This window comes from Candidatus Blochmannia sp. SNP (genome assembly GCF_036549215.1).
In the GTDB taxonomy this organism is placed as follows: Bacteria; Pseudomonadota; Gammaproteobacteria; order Enterobacterales; family Enterobacteriaceae; genus Blochmanniella.
The window spans coordinates 657,486-674,527 of record NZ_CP144371.1 but is presented as its reverse complement, the minus strand read 5'-3'; the positions used below and the strand labels follow the sequence as shown (position 1 = coordinate 674,527).

22 protein-coding genes, 1 tRNA gene and 1 rRNA gene are annotated in these 17,042 nt (G+C 28.8%); 18 read left to right on the top strand and 6 right to left on the bottom strand.

Features of this window, described 5'->3' with window-relative positions; all coding sequences use genetic code 11:
- Nucleotides 1-28: 28 nt before the first annotated feature.
- Genes rplR through rplQ form a run of 11 tightly spaced genes read left to right on the top strand, consistent with a single transcriptional unit; the run spans nt 29 to nt 5,969 of the window.
- Complete coding sequence (gene rplR, locus VOI34_RS02825) at nt 29-382, top strand: 50S ribosomal protein L18 (protein WP_331828352.1); 354 nt, start codon at nt 29-31, stop codon at nt 380-382.
- A 15-nt stretch (nt 383-397) separates the two neighbouring features.
- Complete coding sequence (gene rpsE, locus VOI34_RS02820) at nt 398-922, top strand: 30S ribosomal protein S5 (protein ID WP_331828351.1); 525 nt, start codon at nt 398-400, stop codon at nt 920-922.
- Complete coding sequence (rpmD, locus tag VOI34_RS02815) at nt 906-1,085, top strand: 50S ribosomal protein L30 (protein WP_331828350.1); 180 nt, start codon at nt 906-908, stop codon at nt 1,083-1,085. The genes rpsE and rpmD overlap by 17 nt, the downstream gene beginning before the upstream one ends.
- A gap of 3 nt (nt 1,086-1,088) precedes the next feature.
- Entirely contained in the window at nt 1,089-1,529 is a 441-nt protein-coding gene (gene rplO, locus VOI34_RS02810) for a 50S ribosomal protein L15 (protein ID WP_331828349.1), read from the top strand.
- Nucleotides 1,530-1,544: 15 nt separating this feature from the next.
- On the top strand, nt 1,545-2,879 hold the full coding sequence (secY, locus tag VOI34_RS02805) for a preprotein translocase subunit SecY (RefSeq protein WP_331828737.1): 1,335 nt from the start codon (nt 1,545-1,547) through the stop codon (nt 2,877-2,879).
- 36 nt (nt 2,880-2,915) lie between these two features.
- Nucleotides 2,916-3,032: a 50S ribosomal protein L36 gene (rpmJ, locus tag VOI34_RS02800; protein WP_331828348.1), complete on the top strand. Its 117-nt coding sequence runs from the start codon at nt 2,916-2,918 to the stop codon at nt 3,030-3,032.
- Nucleotides 3,033-3,065: 33 nt separating this feature from the next.
- Nucleotides 3,066-3,422, top strand: a complete 357-nt coding sequence (gene rpsM / locus VOI34_RS02795) for a 30S ribosomal protein S13 (RefSeq protein WP_331828347.1) — start codon at nt 3,066-3,068, stop codon at nt 3,420-3,422.
- Between the two features lie 33 nt (nt 3,423-3,455).
- The gene (gene rpsK / locus VOI34_RS02790; RefSeq protein WP_423775057.1) at nt 3,456-3,848 is read left to right on the top strand and encodes a 30S ribosomal protein S11; all 393 of its coding nucleotides are present in this window, start codon (nt 3,456-3,458) and stop codon (nt 3,846-3,848) included.
- A gap of 40 nt (nt 3,849-3,888) precedes the next feature.
- A complete protein-coding gene (gene rpsD, locus VOI34_RS02785) occupies nt 3,889-4,512 on the top strand; it encodes a 30S ribosomal protein S4 (RefSeq protein ID WP_331828736.1) in 624 nt (207 codons plus the stop codon).
- Between the two features lie 34 nt (nt 4,513-4,546).
- Complete coding sequence (locus tag VOI34_RS02780) at nt 4,547-5,539, top strand: DNA-directed RNA polymerase subunit alpha (protein ID WP_331828346.1); 993 nt, start codon at nt 4,547-4,549, stop codon at nt 5,537-5,539.
- Nucleotides 5,540-5,585: 46 nt separating this feature from the next.
- A complete protein-coding gene (gene rplQ, locus VOI34_RS02775; RefSeq protein ID WP_331828345.1) occupies nt 5,586-5,969 on the top strand; it encodes a 50S ribosomal protein L17 in 384 nt (127 codons plus the stop codon).
- 57 nt (nt 5,970-6,026) lie between these two features.
- Here rplQ and fmt read toward each other — a convergent pair whose 3' ends face one another.
- Together fmt and def are read right to left on the bottom strand one after the other, a co-directional pair.
- A complete protein-coding gene (fmt, locus tag VOI34_RS02770; RefSeq protein WP_331828344.1) occupies nt 6,027-7,004 on the bottom strand; it encodes a methionyl-tRNA formyltransferase in 978 nt (325 codons plus the stop codon).
- 43 nt (nt 7,005-7,047) lie between these two features.
- Nucleotides 7,048-7,539: a peptide deformylase gene (gene def, locus VOI34_RS02765; protein WP_331828343.1), complete on the bottom strand. Its 492-nt coding sequence runs from the start codon at nt 7,537-7,539 to the stop codon at nt 7,048-7,050.
- 395 nt (nt 7,540-7,934) lie between these two features.
- Here def and VOI34_RS02760 point away from each other — a divergent pair, with 395 nt between their 5' ends.
- The 3 genes from VOI34_RS02760 (at nt 7,935) to rrf (ending at nt 9,715) form a co-directional block, all read left to right on the top strand.
- A complete protein-coding gene (locus VOI34_RS02760; protein WP_331828342.1) occupies nt 7,935-8,504 on the top strand; it encodes a Sua5/YciO/YrdC/YwlC family protein in 570 nt (189 codons plus the stop codon).
- 28 nt (nt 8,505-8,532) lie between these two features.
- The gene (aroE, locus tag VOI34_RS02755; protein WP_331828341.1) at nt 8,533-9,417 is read left to right on the top strand and encodes a shikimate dehydrogenase; all 885 of its coding nucleotides are present in this window, start codon (nt 8,533-8,535) and stop codon (nt 9,415-9,417) included.
- 182 nt (nt 9,418-9,599) lie between these two features.
- A 5S ribosomal RNA gene (gene rrf, locus VOI34_RS02750) occupies nt 9,600-9,715 on the top strand.
- A gap of 203 nt (nt 9,716-9,918) precedes the next feature.
- Here the strand turns inward: rrf and gloB are convergent.
- Nucleotides 9,919-10,689, bottom strand: coding sequence for a hydroxyacylglutathione hydrolase (gene gloB, locus VOI34_RS02745; protein ID WP_331828340.1), 771 nt, complete (start codon nt 10,687-10,689; stop codon nt 9,919-9,921).
- A 274-nt stretch (nt 10,690-10,963) separates the two neighbouring features.
- The gene (gene rnhA / locus VOI34_RS02740; RefSeq protein WP_331828339.1) at nt 10,964-11,422 is read right to left on the bottom strand and encodes a ribonuclease HI; all 459 of its coding nucleotides are present in this window, start codon (nt 11,420-11,422) and stop codon (nt 10,964-10,966) included.
- Nucleotides 11,423-11,482: 60 nt separating this feature from the next.
- Here rnhA and dnaQ point away from each other — a divergent pair, with 60 nt between their 5' ends.
- Together dnaQ and lpcA are read left to right on the top strand one after the other, a co-directional pair.
- Nucleotides 11,483-12,238: a DNA polymerase III subunit epsilon gene (gene dnaQ, locus VOI34_RS02735; protein WP_331828338.1), complete on the top strand. Its 756-nt coding sequence runs from the start codon at nt 11,483-11,485 to the stop codon at nt 12,236-12,238.
- Nucleotides 12,239-12,430: 192 nt separating this feature from the next.
- Complete coding sequence (lpcA, locus tag VOI34_RS02730; RefSeq protein ID WP_331828337.1) at nt 12,431-13,018, top strand: D-sedoheptulose 7-phosphate isomerase; 588 nt, start codon at nt 12,431-12,433, stop codon at nt 13,016-13,018.
- A gap of 164 nt (nt 13,019-13,182) precedes the next feature.
- Here the strand turns inward: lpcA and VOI34_RS02725 are convergent.
- Together VOI34_RS02725 and VOI34_RS02720 are read right to left on the bottom strand one after the other, a co-directional pair.
- Nucleotides 13,183-13,259, bottom strand: a tRNA-Thr gene (locus VOI34_RS02725).
- Between the two features lie 75 nt (nt 13,260-13,334).
- Nucleotides 13,335-13,937, bottom strand: coding sequence for a peroxiredoxin C (locus VOI34_RS02720; protein ID WP_331828336.1), 603 nt, complete (start codon nt 13,935-13,937; stop codon nt 13,335-13,337).
- Nucleotides 13,938-15,490: 1,553 nt separating this feature from the next.
- Here VOI34_RS02720 and tgt point away from each other — a divergent pair.
- Nucleotides 15,491-16,597 (top strand): tRNA guanosine(34) transglycosylase Tgt, encoded by a 1,107-nt coding sequence (gene tgt, locus VOI34_RS02715; RefSeq protein WP_331828335.1) that lies wholly within the window; start codon nt 15,491-15,493, stop codon nt 16,595-16,597.
- Nucleotides 16,598-16,667: 70 nt separating this feature from the next.
- Complete coding sequence (yajC, locus tag VOI34_RS02710) at nt 16,668-17,015, top strand: preprotein translocase subunit YajC (RefSeq protein ID WP_331828334.1); 348 nt, start codon at nt 16,668-16,670, stop codon at nt 17,013-17,015.
- The last annotated feature ends 27 nt before the right edge of the window (nt 17,016-17,042 follow it).

Genomic DNA, 17,042 nt, shown 5'->3' with positions numbered 1-17,042 from the left:
TTATCAATCATATAGAGAATAATGTAATATGAATAAAAAAGATGCTCGTATTAAAAGAGCTACAAAAGTACGAAAGAAATTATATAAATTAGGAGCCACTAGATTAGTGATACATAGGACTTGTAAGCATATTTATGCGCAAATAATTTCACAAGATAACTCAAATGTATTAGTAACAGCTTCTACAACGGAAAAATTAATTTCAAGTCAAATACAGATAACTAGTAATAAAAAAGCTGCAGCTATAGTAGGAACAATGATTGCAGAACGTGCAACAAAAAAAAATATTACAAACGTATCCTTTGATCGTTCTGGATTTAAATATCATGGTAGAGTACAAACATTAGCTAATCATGCTAGACAATCTGGGCTGAAGTTTTAAATTAAGGAAAATAACATGAAATATATCGATAAACAGCCTGGTGAATTGCAAGAAAAATTAATTACAGTAAACCGAGTTTCTAAAACTGTTAAAGGAGGTCGTGTATTTAGTTTTACAGCACTAACTGTAGTAGGAGATACAAATGGTCGTGTAGGATTTGGTTATGGTAAAGCTCGTGAAGTTCCATCGGCCATTCAAAAATCAATGGAAAAAGCTCGCCGTAATATGATAATGATCTCTTTATATAAAGGTACTTTACAACATGTAGTCAAAGGAACATACACAGGTTCTCATATTTACATGCAACCTGCTTCTGAAGGAACTGGAATTATCGCTGGAACTACAATGCGTGCTATTTTAGAAGTAGTTGGAATACATAATGTATTAGCAAAAGCTTATGGATCTACAAATCCTATTAATATAGTTCGTGCAACTCTGAATGCATTACAAAAAATGAAATCTCCCCAAATGATTGCAGAAAAAAGGGGTAAATCGATCAAAGAAATTTTAGGTTATTATAATTATGTTAAAAACTATTAAATTAACCCAAACTAAAAGTTCTATTGGGTGTCTGCCAAAACATAAAGCAACTTTACGTGGCTTAGGATTATCCCATATCAGAAATACCGTTGAAAGGATTGATACGCCTTCCATCCGTGGTATGATCAATTTAATTGCTTACATGATTAAAGTGGAGGAATAAATCATGTATCTTAATACTATTTCTCCGTCTAAAGGATCTAAACGTTTAAGTAAACGAGTAGGCCGAGGTATAGGGTCTGGATTAGGTAAGACAGGAGGGCGTGGGCATAAAGGACAAAAATCTAGGTCTGGAGGTAAAATACGTCTTGGGTTTGAAGGCGGACAAACTCCTTTGTACCGTAGGTTACCAAAATTTGGATTCATATCTCGTAAAGCTATGGTTACCCAAGAAATCAGATTATCTGAGTTATCCTATATTCCTAACAAAATAATAGATATCAATGTTCTAAAAGCACATAATATTATTAAGAAAAAAATTAAGTTTGTTAAAATTATAATGTCTGGAGAAATTAAATATCCTATCATACTACATAGTAGCTTACGCATTAGCAAAGGCGCAAGAATTGCTATTCAAGCTGCAGGTGGACAAATAAAGAAGGGGTAATTTAAAAAATTAATGATGATAGTTACTAAAAAATGGCAACCTAAATCTACTTTTAAAAGCATACAAGGTGGGTTACACGAATTAAAAAAAAGAATTATATTTGTGATTACCGCTTTGATTATTTTCCGTATAGGATCATTTATTCCAATCCCGGGAGTAGATTTAATTGTTTTAGCAAAAATTATCGAACAACAACAAGGCACTATTATTGAAATGTTTAACATGTTTTCTGGAGGATCTTTAAGCCGTGCTTCTATTTTTAGTTTAGGAATTATGCCATATATTTCATCCTCAATTATTGTGCAACTATTAACTGCGGTACATCCTACTTTAATAGAAATTAAAAAAGAAGGAGAAAGTGGAAGAAAACTAATTAACCAATATATTCGTTATGGTACTTTAATACTAGGAATATTACAATCAGTAGGTATTGTCACTAGTTTGCCTAGTGTGTCTGGATTAGTGATTAATCCAGGATTTTCTTTTTATTGCATAGCAATTGTCAGTCTTGTTTGTGGTACTGTTTTTTTAATGTGGTTAGGTGATCAAATTACTAACAAAGGAATAGGAAACGGAATTTCGGTTATTATTTTTTCAGGAATAATCGCTGGATTACCACTTGCTATAGGCCATACTATAGAACAAGTAAGACAAGATGAATTACATTTCTTCATATTGATTTTAGTTGTCTGTTTAATATTTAGTATTACTTTTTTCGTTGTATTTATAGAGAGAGGACAACGTCGAATTTTAGTACATTATGCTCAACGTCAGCAAGGTCGTCGTATTTATGCTGCTCAAAACACACACTTACCGCTTAAAGTAAATATGGCTGGCGTTATTCCTGCTATTTTTGCTTCCAGTGTAATTTTATTTCCAGGAACCGTTGTTTCTTGGTTTGGAAGCAGCACCAGCTGGCAATGGTTAACTATAATTTCTTTATATCTACAACCAGGCCAACCATTATATATTTTACTTTACGCAGCAGCTATTATGTTTTTTTGTTTTTTTTATACATCTTTAGTATTTAATCCACGTGAAACGGCCGAAAATTTAAAAAAATCTGGAGCATTTGTTCCTGGAATTAGACCAGGGGAGAAAACTGCAAAATATATCAATAAAATTATGATTCGTTTAACTTTCATTGGGGCGATATATGTTACATTTATTTGTTTAGTGCCAGAGTTTATGAGAATTGCTATGAAGGTCCCTTTTTATTTTGGAGGTACATCTTTACTTATCGTAGTTGTAGTGATTATGGATTTTATGGTTCAAATACAGACTTTAATGATGTCTAGTCAGTATGAATCTGTACTAAAAAAAGCAAATCTGAAACATTTTAATCATTAATCAAAAAGTTTTTAAACTTTAAATATAGGAAAAATTATGAAAGTGCGTGCATCAGTAAAAAAGCTGTGTCGTCATTGTGAAATTGTAAAAAGACACAATATTGTTCGAGTAGTATGTCGTGTAGATCCAAAACATAAACAACGACAAGGATAATTTTTATTAATATCAACTTTAGGAGTATAAATAGTGGTACGTATAGCAGGTGTCAATATTCCTGACCGCAAACATACCGTTATTGCTTTAATGTCCATTTATGGAATTGGTAAATCTCGTGCTCGATTAATTTGTTCAAATATAGGCATAAATGAACATTTGCAACTTTGTAAATTATCTGAAATCCATATAGATAAATTACGTGATGCAGTAGATAAATATATTGTAGAAGGAGATTTACGTCGAGAAGTAACTTTAAACATTAAACGTTTGATAGATCTGGGTACTTACCGCGGATTACGGCATCGTCGTAATCTACCAGTACGAGGTCAAAGAACTAGAACAAACGCAAGAACCCGTAAAGGTCCTCGCAAATCAATAAACAAATAACTTAAGTAAATTTAATAAAAAATATACAAACATATGATTAAATCATCCAATCTTCGAGCGCGCAGACGACTCAAAAAACAAATTTTAGATGGCATAGCACACATACATGCATCTTTTAATAATACTATAATCACTATTAGTGATAAACAAGGTAATACTTTGGGATGGACTACAGCTGGGGGTTCTGGTTTTCGTGGATCTCGCAAATCCACACCATTTGCCGCACAAATAGCAGCAGAACGATGCGCTGAAATAGTTCAAGAATATGGAGTAAAAAATTTAGAAGTTATGGTTAAAGGACCTGGACCAGGGCGTGAATCTGCAGTACGAGCATTAAATGCATCAGGGTTCAATATCACTAGTATTACTGATGTTACTCCGATCCCTCATAATGGTTGCCGGCCTTCCAAAAAACGTCGTGTCTAAAAAGACAGAAACTAATGTTATTTTCAAGGAAATCAAGTATATGGCAAAATATTTAGGACCGAAACTTAAACTCAGTCGTCGTGAAGGAACAGACCTGTTGTTAAAATCTGGAATTCGTCCAATTGATTCCAAATGTAAACCTGAACAACCTCCAGGGCAACATAATGTACGTAAATCTCGGTTTTCAGATTATGGAATGCAATTACGAGAAAAACAAAAAGTTAGACGTATATATGGTATTTTAGAACGTCAATTCTCTAATTATTATAAAAAAGCTACGCGTATTAAAGGAAACACCGGTCAAAATTTGCTGAAATTATTAGAAAGTAGATTAGATAATATTGTATATCGTATGGGATTTGGAGCAACACGTGCTGAAGCTCGTCAATTAGTAAGTCATAAATCCATTATAGTTAATGACCATATTGTTAATATAGCTTCATATCAAGTTATGCCTAATACAATTATTAAGATAAGTAAAAAATCACATAATCAATCCAGAATTCGTGCTTCTTTAGAACTTTCTGAGCAGCAACGAGAAAAATTAGCATGGATTGAAATTGATCCTGTTGGATTGCAAGGCATATTTAAACGTTATCCAGAACGCAACGAATTATCTGCAAATATCGATGAGCATCTGATTGTAGAATTATATTCAAAATAAACAAAACTTGTGAGATAATAAAAGAGAGGCAGTAATGCAGAACTCTGCGACAGAATTTTTAAAACCACGTTTAGTAGATATTGAACAAATTACTAAAACTCGTGCTAAAGTTACTTTAGAACCATTGGAACGAGGGTTTGGTCACACTTTAGGAAATGCCCTACGTCGTATTTTACTTTCCTCGATGCCTGGATATGCGATAACAGAAGTTGAAATTGATGGTGTACTACATGAGTACACCACAAAAGAAGGTATACAAGAAGACATTTTAGAAATTTTGCTTAACCTAAAGAAATTAGCTATTAGAATTGAAGGAAAAGATCAGATTACTCTAACTTTAAAAAAATCTGGTATCGGTCCTGTAGTTGCAAATGATATTACATGTGATACCAATAATGTAAAAATTATTGCACCAAATCATGTTATATGTCATATAACCGATAAGAATGCATCTATTAATATGCGTATAAAAGTACAACGTGGACGAGGTTACGTTCCAGCTTCTTCTAGATTTAATCCTGAATCAGATACCTTGCCAATTGGTCGATTATTATTAGATGCATGTTATAGTCCAGTAGAAAGAATTTCTTATAACGTAGAAGCTGCTCGTGTTGAACAACGTACAGATTTAGATAAACTAATTATTGATATGGAAACTAATGGCACCATAGAACCTGAAGAAGCGATTAGGCGTGCAGCAACAATTTTATCTGAACAACTTGCAGCTTTTATTGATTTAAGAGATATACATCAACCAGAACATAAAGAAGAAAAACCAGAATTCGATCCAATTTTATTGCGTCTTGTTGATGATTTAGAACTAACTGTACGTTCTGCTAATTGTTTAAAAGCAGAATCTATTCATTATATTGGTGATTTAGTACAACGAACAGAAGTGGAGTTATTAAAAACTCCTAACTTAGGAAAAAAATCGTTAACAGAAATAAAAGACGTATTAGCTTCTCGTGGATTATCTTTAGGAATGCGTTTGGAAAATTGGCCTCCGACAAGTATTTTAGATGGTTAACATATTGATAATTTATCATTATAATATAATTGAGGTAATATGTATTATGCATCATCGAAAAAGCGGATCTAAATTAAATAAAACTAGTACTCACCGTAAGGCTATGTTTCGAAACATGGTTATTTCATTAGTAACTTACCAAATTATAAAAACTACTTTATCTAAAGCCAAAGCGCTACGTCGTATTATTGAACCGTTAATTACATGTAGTAAAATAGATACAGTTGCAAACCGGCGTTTAGTTTTTTCTAAAATTAGAAACAATAATATTGTTACAAAATTATTTACACAAATTAGCCCACATTTTTTCAACCGTCCTGGAGGATATACTCGTGTTTTAAAATGTGGATCACGTAAAGGAGACAATGCTCCAATGGCATACATCGAACTAGTAGAACGATCTAAAATAACAAAAAATATAAAACAATAACTAAAAATAAATAATACACCCCATCATAAAACTATGAATTCATATAATTAGTCAGTTTTATTCTAGTATGGAATTAGGCATAAACCACTCTTTATATGCGTTGAGAATATCACGTATCAATGCTCTTTTTTTACCTGAAATTTGTAACATAGTAAGTGTTAATATCCCAGAACCAGTAACAACATGAATACCATATGGATTAATCGATAATATAGTGCCAGGGGGTAACATAGATGATGATGAATGATAACAATACCCCACCGTATCTCGGTTACCTATTTCAGAGCCCCATACTCTAATGCGACAATTTTTTACTAAAAAATAACTAATTGGCCATGGATTAAAGGCACGGACACATCGCTCTAATTGAATCGCTGATGACTTCCAGTCAATACGTGCTTCCTGTTTAGTTAATTTATGTGCATATGTAGCATAAGTCGAATCTTGAGGTATTAGCGTATATGTTCCTAAAATAATCTGATCCAATACTTGTAGTAACATAGAGGATCCCATCTTAGCTAATCTATTAGAAAGAGTATAACTAGTATCTTTTGGTAAAATATTACAAGACATAATGTGAAAAATATCACCAGTATCGATACCCAAATCCATTCGTATGATAGTTATACCTGTAATCTCATCACCATATTCCAACGCACGTTGAATTGGAGCTGGACCACGCCAACGAGGTAATAATGAACCATGTACGTTAATACACCCTAATCGCGGTATATTTAATATTTCTTCAGGTAAAATTAATCCATAAGATACAACCACTATTAAATCCACATTAAGTTTTTTAAGAATATGAATAATTTCAGAAATAGATAAAAAACTGGATTGAAATAATGATATATTGTGCTTTTTTGCCATATCATGTAAAGATAAAAAAGATCTACGTTTTAATACTTGTATTTCTTGAGTAAAAATCGCTATTATTTGATGTATAGAAAAATAAACTAACGTATATAAGTGCCATACTGCAAAATTTGTAGTTCCAAAAAAAGCAATACGTAATGATTTTATGCGTTCCATAATATATAATATACTAAAAAATAAAATAAATACTTTCTAATATTTAAGATAATTTTTTTATTTTTTTATGAATTCTTTTAATTTTTAGTGGAGATAAATAATCAATAAAAAGCTTACCACATAAATGATCTACTTCATGTTGAATACAAATTGCTAATAAATTATTTGCTTCCATCTCAAATTTATTACCATTTTGGTCCAATGCCCGAACTGTTACATTTTCTGAACGCGGGATGATTTCGTGTATTTGAGGAATAGACAAACAACTTTCAGTTATACTAATAATACCTGTTCTTTTTATAATATTAGGATTGATAAGAACTATCCGTCGCTTATTTTTCAAACAAAGATCAATAACAATAATTTGTTGTTGAATATTAACTTGTGTTGCAGCTAAACCAATACCTTTATTAAAATACATCGTGTCGAACATATCATTTACAATTTGTCTAGTATCATTAGAGACTGTAATAACAGGATCAGCAATTTTTCTGAGACGTTTATCAGGATAACGCAATATTTCTAATATCGACATAAATAAAAAAATTAAATTTTAGGTAAATTGTATATGATTTGATCAATTATAGATATAATTCAAAAATAAATATAAAATATTTATATTTATCATTTTAATATATGAAAAATTCATTTTTTAATAAAATTTTAAAAATACTTAACTTCTAAAACTTAAAGTCTAATAAATGATCAGTTATATATATATATTAAGTGCACTGTAATAAATACAAATATATAATAAAGATATTAAATCATATCTACATGATATATAATATACTAAGATAGTAAAACTTGAAACATTATAATATTATATATAACTTAATAAAATTAACTGATTAAATAACTTTAAAAGTACTTTATAAACAGTGATTTAAATCAAGGAATATTATATGCAATTTCATTAAATAATAATTTATGACAAAAATATTGTTTTCATCAAATATAAAAGATTTGCTTGTGCAACTACATCAAGGAAAGGTAATTATTTATCCAACGGAGTCGGTGTTTGGATTAGGATGTGACCCTGACAATAAACATGCAATACATACTCTATTAAAAATAAAAAATCGATCATGGAAAAAAGGTTTAATTTTAATTGCTGCTAACTACGCACAATTACTGAAATATATTGACGATAGTTGCTTAAATGAAAAACAACGATCTCGAGCTTTTTCTATTTGGCCTAGGCCAGTAACATGGGTATTTCCAGCAAAAATGAATAGTCCATTTTGGCTAACAGGTCAATTTTCTTCTTTAGCAGTAAGAATTAGTTATTTTGAACCAATTCAACGTCTTTGTTTAGCTTTTGGGAAACCTTTGGTGTCTACTAGCGCAAATCTATCTGGACAACCTCCTGCACGTACTATTACAGAGGTATACAAACAATTCGGACATGGCATTCCCATCATGTATGAAGACGTGTTTGGAAGACCTAATCCTTCAGAAATTAGAGATGTTGTGACTGGTAAATTAATTCGTGGGTAATTTCTGTTATTGAGGAGGAGATATATAAATGAGTGCCTTTGCTGTTTTTGGTAATCCAATTGGACATAGTAAATCAGCAGAAATTTACGCATTATTTGCAAATGAAGCCGGAATCAAAAAAGAATATGACTTAAAATTAGTATCACAAAATAACTTTGAGAATTTGTTATATAATTTTTTTAAATCAGACGGATTAGGTGCAAATATTACTGCTCCATTTAAAGAACGTGCATACTTTATATGTCATCAATTAACTGAACGGGCTGTTTTAGCCCGTTCAGTTAATACAATTAAAAAACTAAAAAATGAAATTTTATTAGGAGATAATACTGATGGCATAGGATTTATTAGTGATTTAAAACGTCTTAATTGGATAAACGACAACAATCATCTCACCACGGCGACAACACCTCACGAAAAATCTATGAAAATAAATATTTTACTAATTGGTGCTGGAGGCGCCTCAAAAGGAATTCTTCTTGCATTATTATCTGAGGTAACAGAATGTTACATACATATAGTAAATAGAACATTCCATACAGCCCAAAAGTTAGTATCTTATTGCCATAAGATAGGATATAAAAATGTATCATGTATGCCTTTATTCGAATTAGTAGGCAACCACGATAATAAATATAGTTTAATTATTAACGCTACGACTAGCAGTATGGTCAATACCATTCCAAACATTCCGCCCTCTATTATTACTCCTTTAACTAAATGTTACGATTTGTTTTACCAAAAAAAAGATACACCATTCATAACATGGTGTAAAAACCATGGATCAAACTATTGTTCGGATGGATTAGGTATGTTAGTAGAACAAGCAGCTCATGCATTTTTATTATGGCATAACTTATTTCCTTCTGTTGATCCTATATTAAATCATTTAAGGTCTACTCTTTATACATAATTATATAATTTTTTTTATAAAAAAACACAAGCAGAAAATTCTTTATTATTAAGATTTACCCTTATAGGATAAATCTTACGAATTTAAATATATTTTACTTTATAAAAATTTTAAAATAATGTATAATGCTCTATGGAATTATTAGAATATATATTCTATCTAATATATAGTTATGAAACTAACTTGGCGGCGTTAGCGCGATAGTACCACCTGATCCCATTCCGAACTCAGAAGTGAAATGTCGTAGTACCAATGGTAGTGTGGGGTTTCCCTATGCGAGAGTAGGGGGCTGCCAAGTAATTTATTTTTTAATTGAACATTATTAAAAACATAGTTTTTAAATACTATAAACATAAAAAGTAAAGTTGTTTTTATTAAAAAATATGATCTATTAATTAATAAAACTATCATAAAACATGGGTTCTCATTATATCTAATGTAGACGTTACTACAACATAATAACGATATATTTTTATTCTCATTTTTTATATTAGTAAAATACTAGAATTTAAAATTAAAAAAATCTTTTTTTTTGCGTAATTCATAAAAAACCTGCCATTTTTCTTTGATATCAGACGATAAATTCAGTGATCTTTTTACATCTATATTGTTACAACGAAAGAAAGGATTAACTTTCAGTTCTAAACCTACCGTTGTTGGTACAGTAGATTTATTTTTTTCACGTAATTTGATAACCTTATTACGATAATTAATAATAAACTGATCATGAGGTAACATAAAAATAGCAAAATTAACATTAAGTAATGTATATTCATGCCCACTGAAAATTAAAGTATTACAAGGAAAATGCTGAATTTTTATAAAAGACTCGTACATCTGTTTCGCAAGTTCCGCACAAAATGTACCACAACCTGCAGAAAATACAGTATCACCGCAAAATAACCAAGGCGCACTGTAAAACCCTATGTGTCCTAATGTATGCCCAGGAAAATGAAATACTCTAAATTTTTTCTGTAATAATACAACATCATCTCCCTCTGATACTAAAACATGAATGTTATTATTATTTTTAGTTTCCAAAGGGCCATAAATAATTGTTTTTGGAAAATATTGTATTAATGTACTCACCCCATTAACATGATCAGCATGATTATGAGTTAATAAAATTGCCCGTAACACAAATTGAAATCTTTTTAAAATTTTTAATACTTCTATTGCTTCTCCGGGATCAATAACTATGCATTCATTTCTATAATTATATAGAATCCAAATATAATTAGTATTTAATGCTGGGACTCTAATGATATTCATAATTAATTATAGTTATTTAGTAAATTACAAATATTTTTAATTTTTTGGATGTGTAAAATTTATTATTTTTAGTATTTTGGATCAAATTTATCAAATATAAGTTTAATACACTAAAAAGATTTAATAATGATTTTTTAAATACATTATGCCGCTAAAATAAAGATAACATATATAAATATAATGTATAAAAATTTTTACATGCAAAAACAATGTATATTTAAAATCAAAATATATATTTATTTCAATAAAAATAATTGCAACAATAATATTGTTATCACTGATAAAAATCCTCATTTAGAGGATATTTAGCGGCCAATCGAGCTAATTGGTCACATCGCTCATTATCTGGATGGCCAGTATGACTTTTTAACCAATTCCATTGGACAATGGAATGCGGCTGTATTGCTATGTCTAAACGTTGCCATAAATCAATATTTTTGACTAATTTTTCTTCAGCGGTTTTCCAATGATGTTTTTTCCATATATGAATCCATTGAGTAATACCATGCAATAAATATTGACTATCAGTATTTAAAATAATTTGACACGGATTTTTAAGTGATTCTAACGCAATAATAGCCGCCATTAATTCCATACGATTATTAGTAGTTAAACGATATCCAATGCTAAACTCTTTCTTATATTTTTTATATCGTAATATAGCTGCACAACCACCCGGGCCTGGGTTACCAAGACATGATCCATCAGTGAAAATTTCTATTTTTTTATACATATATAAGATATATTATAATATATATTATCAATTAAACTAGTGTGACACAAATAAAAAGATATGAGCACTAATATTATACGACAAATTGTTCTAGATACTGAAACCACTGGTATGAATAAATTTGGCCTTCATCACGAAGGCCATAGAATTATTGAAATCGGTGCAGTAGAAATAATCAACCGTCATTTAACTGATAATACATTTCATGTGTATCTCAAACCAAATCGTGTAGTCGATATTGAAGCTTTTCAAATACACGGAATTAGCAATCAATTTTTAAAGGATAAACCAACTTTTTCAGAAATAGTAAATAAATTTCTAATGTTTATTCGCGATAGCGAATTAATTATTCACAATGCTCCATTCGATTTAGGTTTTCTTAATCAAGAATTACAAATATGCAATAAAGACCAAAAAAAAATAGAATCTTATTGTACTATAATTGACAGCTTAAAATTAGCCCGAAAAAAATTTCCAGGACAACGTAACAATTTAGATGCATTATGCGAACGTTATTTAATTAATAATAATAAACGACGAAACCTACATAGCGCATTAATTGATGCACGACTTTTAGCTAATGTATTTTTATCCATGAGCGGAGGACAAACAAAAATGGAATTTATGAAAATAACAAATATGTCAAATAACAAAATTAGTAATATAACACGATTAAATGACAACATAAAATGTGTTAGAACTAGTACAACATCATTAAAAATTATTTATGCTGATGAACAAGAAAAATTAGCTCATGAAGAATATTTAGATCGTATGCAGAAAATAAATAAAAACTGTATATGGAGGCAGCGATAATAATATAACAAATAATAAGTTATTTAACTATATTTCAGATAAATCACACAACCCAAATATATATATATATTTATTATTAATAACAGTTAAAAAATCCGTATATCTGATTGTTATATACGATATAATATAACTTATCACAATTATAACGTTATATTTATTCATGTATGTTCTTATTATTTTCTAGGAGTTATTATGTATCATGATTTAATTTGCAACGAATTTAATGAAACCATAAAAATGATGAAGATTTTCACTAATGAAAAACATAATGTTCATGCGATAGAATCGTCTGCAAAACTTATTGCTAACACTTTCAAAACAGGAGGAAAAGTATTATCCTGTGGGAATGGTGGTTCACACTGCAATGCCATGCACTTTTCAGAAGAACTAACCGGACGTTATAGAAATAATCGTGTAGGCTACGCAGCTATAGCGATTTCTGATCCATCATATTTATCATGCGTCAGTAACGACTTTGGTTATGAATATGTATTCTCTCGCTATATTGAGTCCATAGGAAATAAAAAAGATTTACTATTTGCTATCTCTACTTCTGGTGAATCACCTAATATCTTATATGCTATAGAAGCAGCGCATAAACGAAACATGAAAACAATCTTTTTGACTGGAGAAAAAAAAGAAAATAAATTATCCAATTCTGTAGATATAGAAATTTGTGTACCATACTTAAGTTATTTTGATCATATTCAAGAAATTCACATTAAAATCATTCATCTACTCATTCTCATCATAGAAAAGGAAATGATATCTATTTCTTAAAAAATAAATAAAAATTAATATGAATTTATGATATATACAAAATAATTTATATCACATTATACACATGAAATAATAAGTAAAATATTTAATATAAATTATTCCCCAAACTTAAAACCCGTACCATACATACTAGTTAGTATATGATTAATCCAAATTATAATTTATGCCGATAATAGGATTTGAACCTATATCCTTCGCATTACGAATGCGCTGCTCTGCCTATTATATGAGCTATATCGGCATAAATTAAATTAATTGTACAAAAAATTAACATATATATTATATATATCTATTTATATATGTTAAATATTCTATTTTATAATTGAGAGAAATTACCAGTAAGATAATTTATTACTCCCTTTTGAGATGCTTCTAATCCCTCTTTATTTTTACTCCACTGAGCAGGACATAAAAGACCATGAATCTCATGGAACTGTAATGCATCTACCATACGAATCATCTCATCAAAATTTCTACCAAATGGTAAATCATTCACCACCTGATGTCGTATAACTCCTAATTTATCTATTAGAAAAGAAGCACGTAAAGCAACCCCTTTATCTAAATGTTCAATACCGTATTTTTTTATAATTTCATGTTTTACATCAGAAACCATAGTATACTGCAACGCCCCGATCCCTCCCTGACTTACCGGGATTTGTCTCCAAGCACTATGTACAAAAACTGAATCTATAGAAACTCCAATCACTTCTACATTTCGTTTCTGAAACTCAACATAACGTTTATCACAAGCAATCAATTCCGATGGGCAAACAAAAGTAAAATCCATAGGCCAAAAAAATACTATTGCTTCCTTTTTATCAATATAATCTAATAAATTAAAATTATCTACAATTTCACCATTTCCTAATACTGCAGAAGAAGTAAAATCTGGGGCACAACGACTAACCAATACCATATTGACCTCTCAACTTTTGTTAAGATATTAACATATTAACATATTAAAAATATAAGTTAATCTTACACTAACAACTAGTATTTCATTTTACCGTTTAACCTATCCTTATGCAAATAATATTAAGGGAAATATTATTAAATAAAAAATTATTATTCTTTTAAAAAATGTAATCATTGATAATTTTAATTATTTTTTATAAATAAATTATTTATCGGATTGTTATATATAATATAATATATAAATTTAAATATCATTACTATTTATGTATTTTAAAAATAAATATATTTTTGCTATTAAAATAACGATTTTTTTATATATTACACTATCTATGTATATTATCTTAATCAATGGTTTATACATTAAATTATTAACTGAAAAAATTAATATTTAACCATAATAAATTTAAATAAAATATATAAATTACTTTATAATAAGGTATTAAAATATTTTATTAGAAACAAATTTCTCTATAAAATATTACGAAGACTTTCAAATTTTTTATTTAAATTTAATTATAAACTAAACTATTAAATATCTATTACTTAAATAAAAATTTAATCAATTACAATCACAGTACGAAAATAATTAACTAATAATTGCATTAGATTATTTTAAATATTTTAAAAAATTAGCATTAAAATAATTTAATATTTAATCATATCAAAATAATACCAATTAGATTATATAATATAAAAATTAATATTTTCGTAGCAAGACTAATTATATATGATCTTTCAATTAATAATATTGATGTCTGATATAATATCGCATCATTAAATAATGAGAATATATACGCTAAAATAGCGAATATATATTTAATAGTTTCTGTAAAATATTTATAAAATTTATTTATTAATGATAATGATTCACAACCATACGCATAATATTAAATAATGCTAACTGGATGTTCATCTCGTCCATCTTAATACATAAATGAAACAGATTATAAATAAAATATATCAAACAATTATGATATATAAATTGAACTTAGATGACTATTTCAATAACCAAGCGATGTTTCTAATAATTTTATATTGACCAAATTATACAATAATATGAAAATGATTTCATAACCTTATATAGATCACCGTATTTTATTAATTAATATAAACTATCAAGATAAAATCATGCTCATGCAATAAACATATATAAATATTCATAAACAATGGTGAAACACTACATTCAAATAAAAATATGTATATCAAATAATAATCGATGTAAATTAACTAACATGAAGCAATCAAATACTAATACCACATCAATATGTGCTATATAATATAATTATTAATTTTATTTTAATGATATATTTAAACGGTTTTGTTTATTGACATTAATAACAATTATGTCAAAAATGACAAATATCATTATATATTTTCTAAAACCGTGAATTATTTCATGTAAAGCATAAATATGTAATTATAAATACAATATATCCGTTATATATAACATATCTATCTATATACAGATCCATAATAGCTTATATAAATTTATAGTCAGTTTCCATCATATTTGTATTTGATTAATAAATATTTATTTAATTAGGATAAAAAATTATGACATTTCAATTATTACAAACAGATGGCTGCGCTCGACTTGGTAGACTTATTTGTAACCGAGGGATAGTGGATACACCTGCCTTTATGCCCGTGGGAACCTGTGGGTCTATAAAAACATTAACTTCGGAAGAAATTAAAGCGAGTGGAACACAAATTATTTTAAGTAACACTTTTCATTTATGGTTACGTCCCGGTTCAAATATTATAAAATTACATGGTAACTTACATAAATTTATGAACTGGATGGGCCCTATAATTACAGATTCAGGAGGATTTCAAATATTTAGTTTAAGTAAAATACGCATGATTACAAAAGAAGGAGTATACTTTAAAAGTCCTATTGACGGACATCTTGTATTTTTAACTCCAGAAAAATCTATAGAAACTCAACATGATTTACAATCTGATATAGTTATGATATTTGACGAATGTGTATCTTATCCTAATACTTGGGATTACATAAAAAAATCAGTAAACTTATCTTTACACTGGGCTGAACGCAGTCGTTTGCGTTTTGATACATTACATAATTCAAATATGTTGTTTGCTATTATTCAAGGGGGGATGTATGAACATTTAAGAGATATATCGACAAAAGAATTAATAAATATCGGTTTTGATGGATATGCAATAGGAGGTTTATCAGTAGGTGAGCCAAAAAAAGAAATGTATCGTATTTTATCTCATACATGTAAAATAATTCCTAAAAATAAACCACGTTACTTAATGGGTGCTGGTAAGCCAGAAGACTTACTAGAAGCTGTACGTCGGGGCGTTGATATGTTTGATTGCGTTATACCCACTCGTAATGCTCGTAATGGATATTTATTTGTTTCTGATGGAATAATTAAAATTCGTAATACACAATATAAAAAAGATACTTCTCCGGTAGATAAGAACTGTAATTGTTATACTTGTCAATATTATAGTCGCTCGTACTTGCATCATTTAGATCGCTGTAAAGAAATTCTTGGTGTACGTTTAAACACTATTCATAACTTACGATATTACCAAAATTTAATGGAGGAATTACGCCAAGCCATAAAAATGAAATCATTACAAAATTTTATTGATATTTTTTATCAGCGCACTAATCGTATTTAAAATCAAATTAAATACGATATTTTTAAATTAAACTAACAACGTAATTATTTTAATATCATAGGAAATATACATGAATATATTTATTAACACTGCTTGGGCAAATACCAATTCTAATTCCCAGAGTAACCCATATTCTTTAGCAATTATGTTAGCAATATTTGCTGGTATTTTTTATTTTATGATTTTTAGACCACAACAAAAACGCAATAAAATTCATAAAGAATTATTAAATTCTATCTCAAAAGGAGATGAGATTCTAACCAATGGAGGGATAATAGGTCGTGTAGTGAGAATTACAGAAACAGGCTATATTTTTATTATTCTTAATGAAAAAAATGATACCAGTGGTAACGAAATATTAATTAAACGCGATTGTGTTACTGCCATTTTACCTAAAGGTACAATGAAAGCATTATAATTCTTAATATTATGTATCTTGAGATAA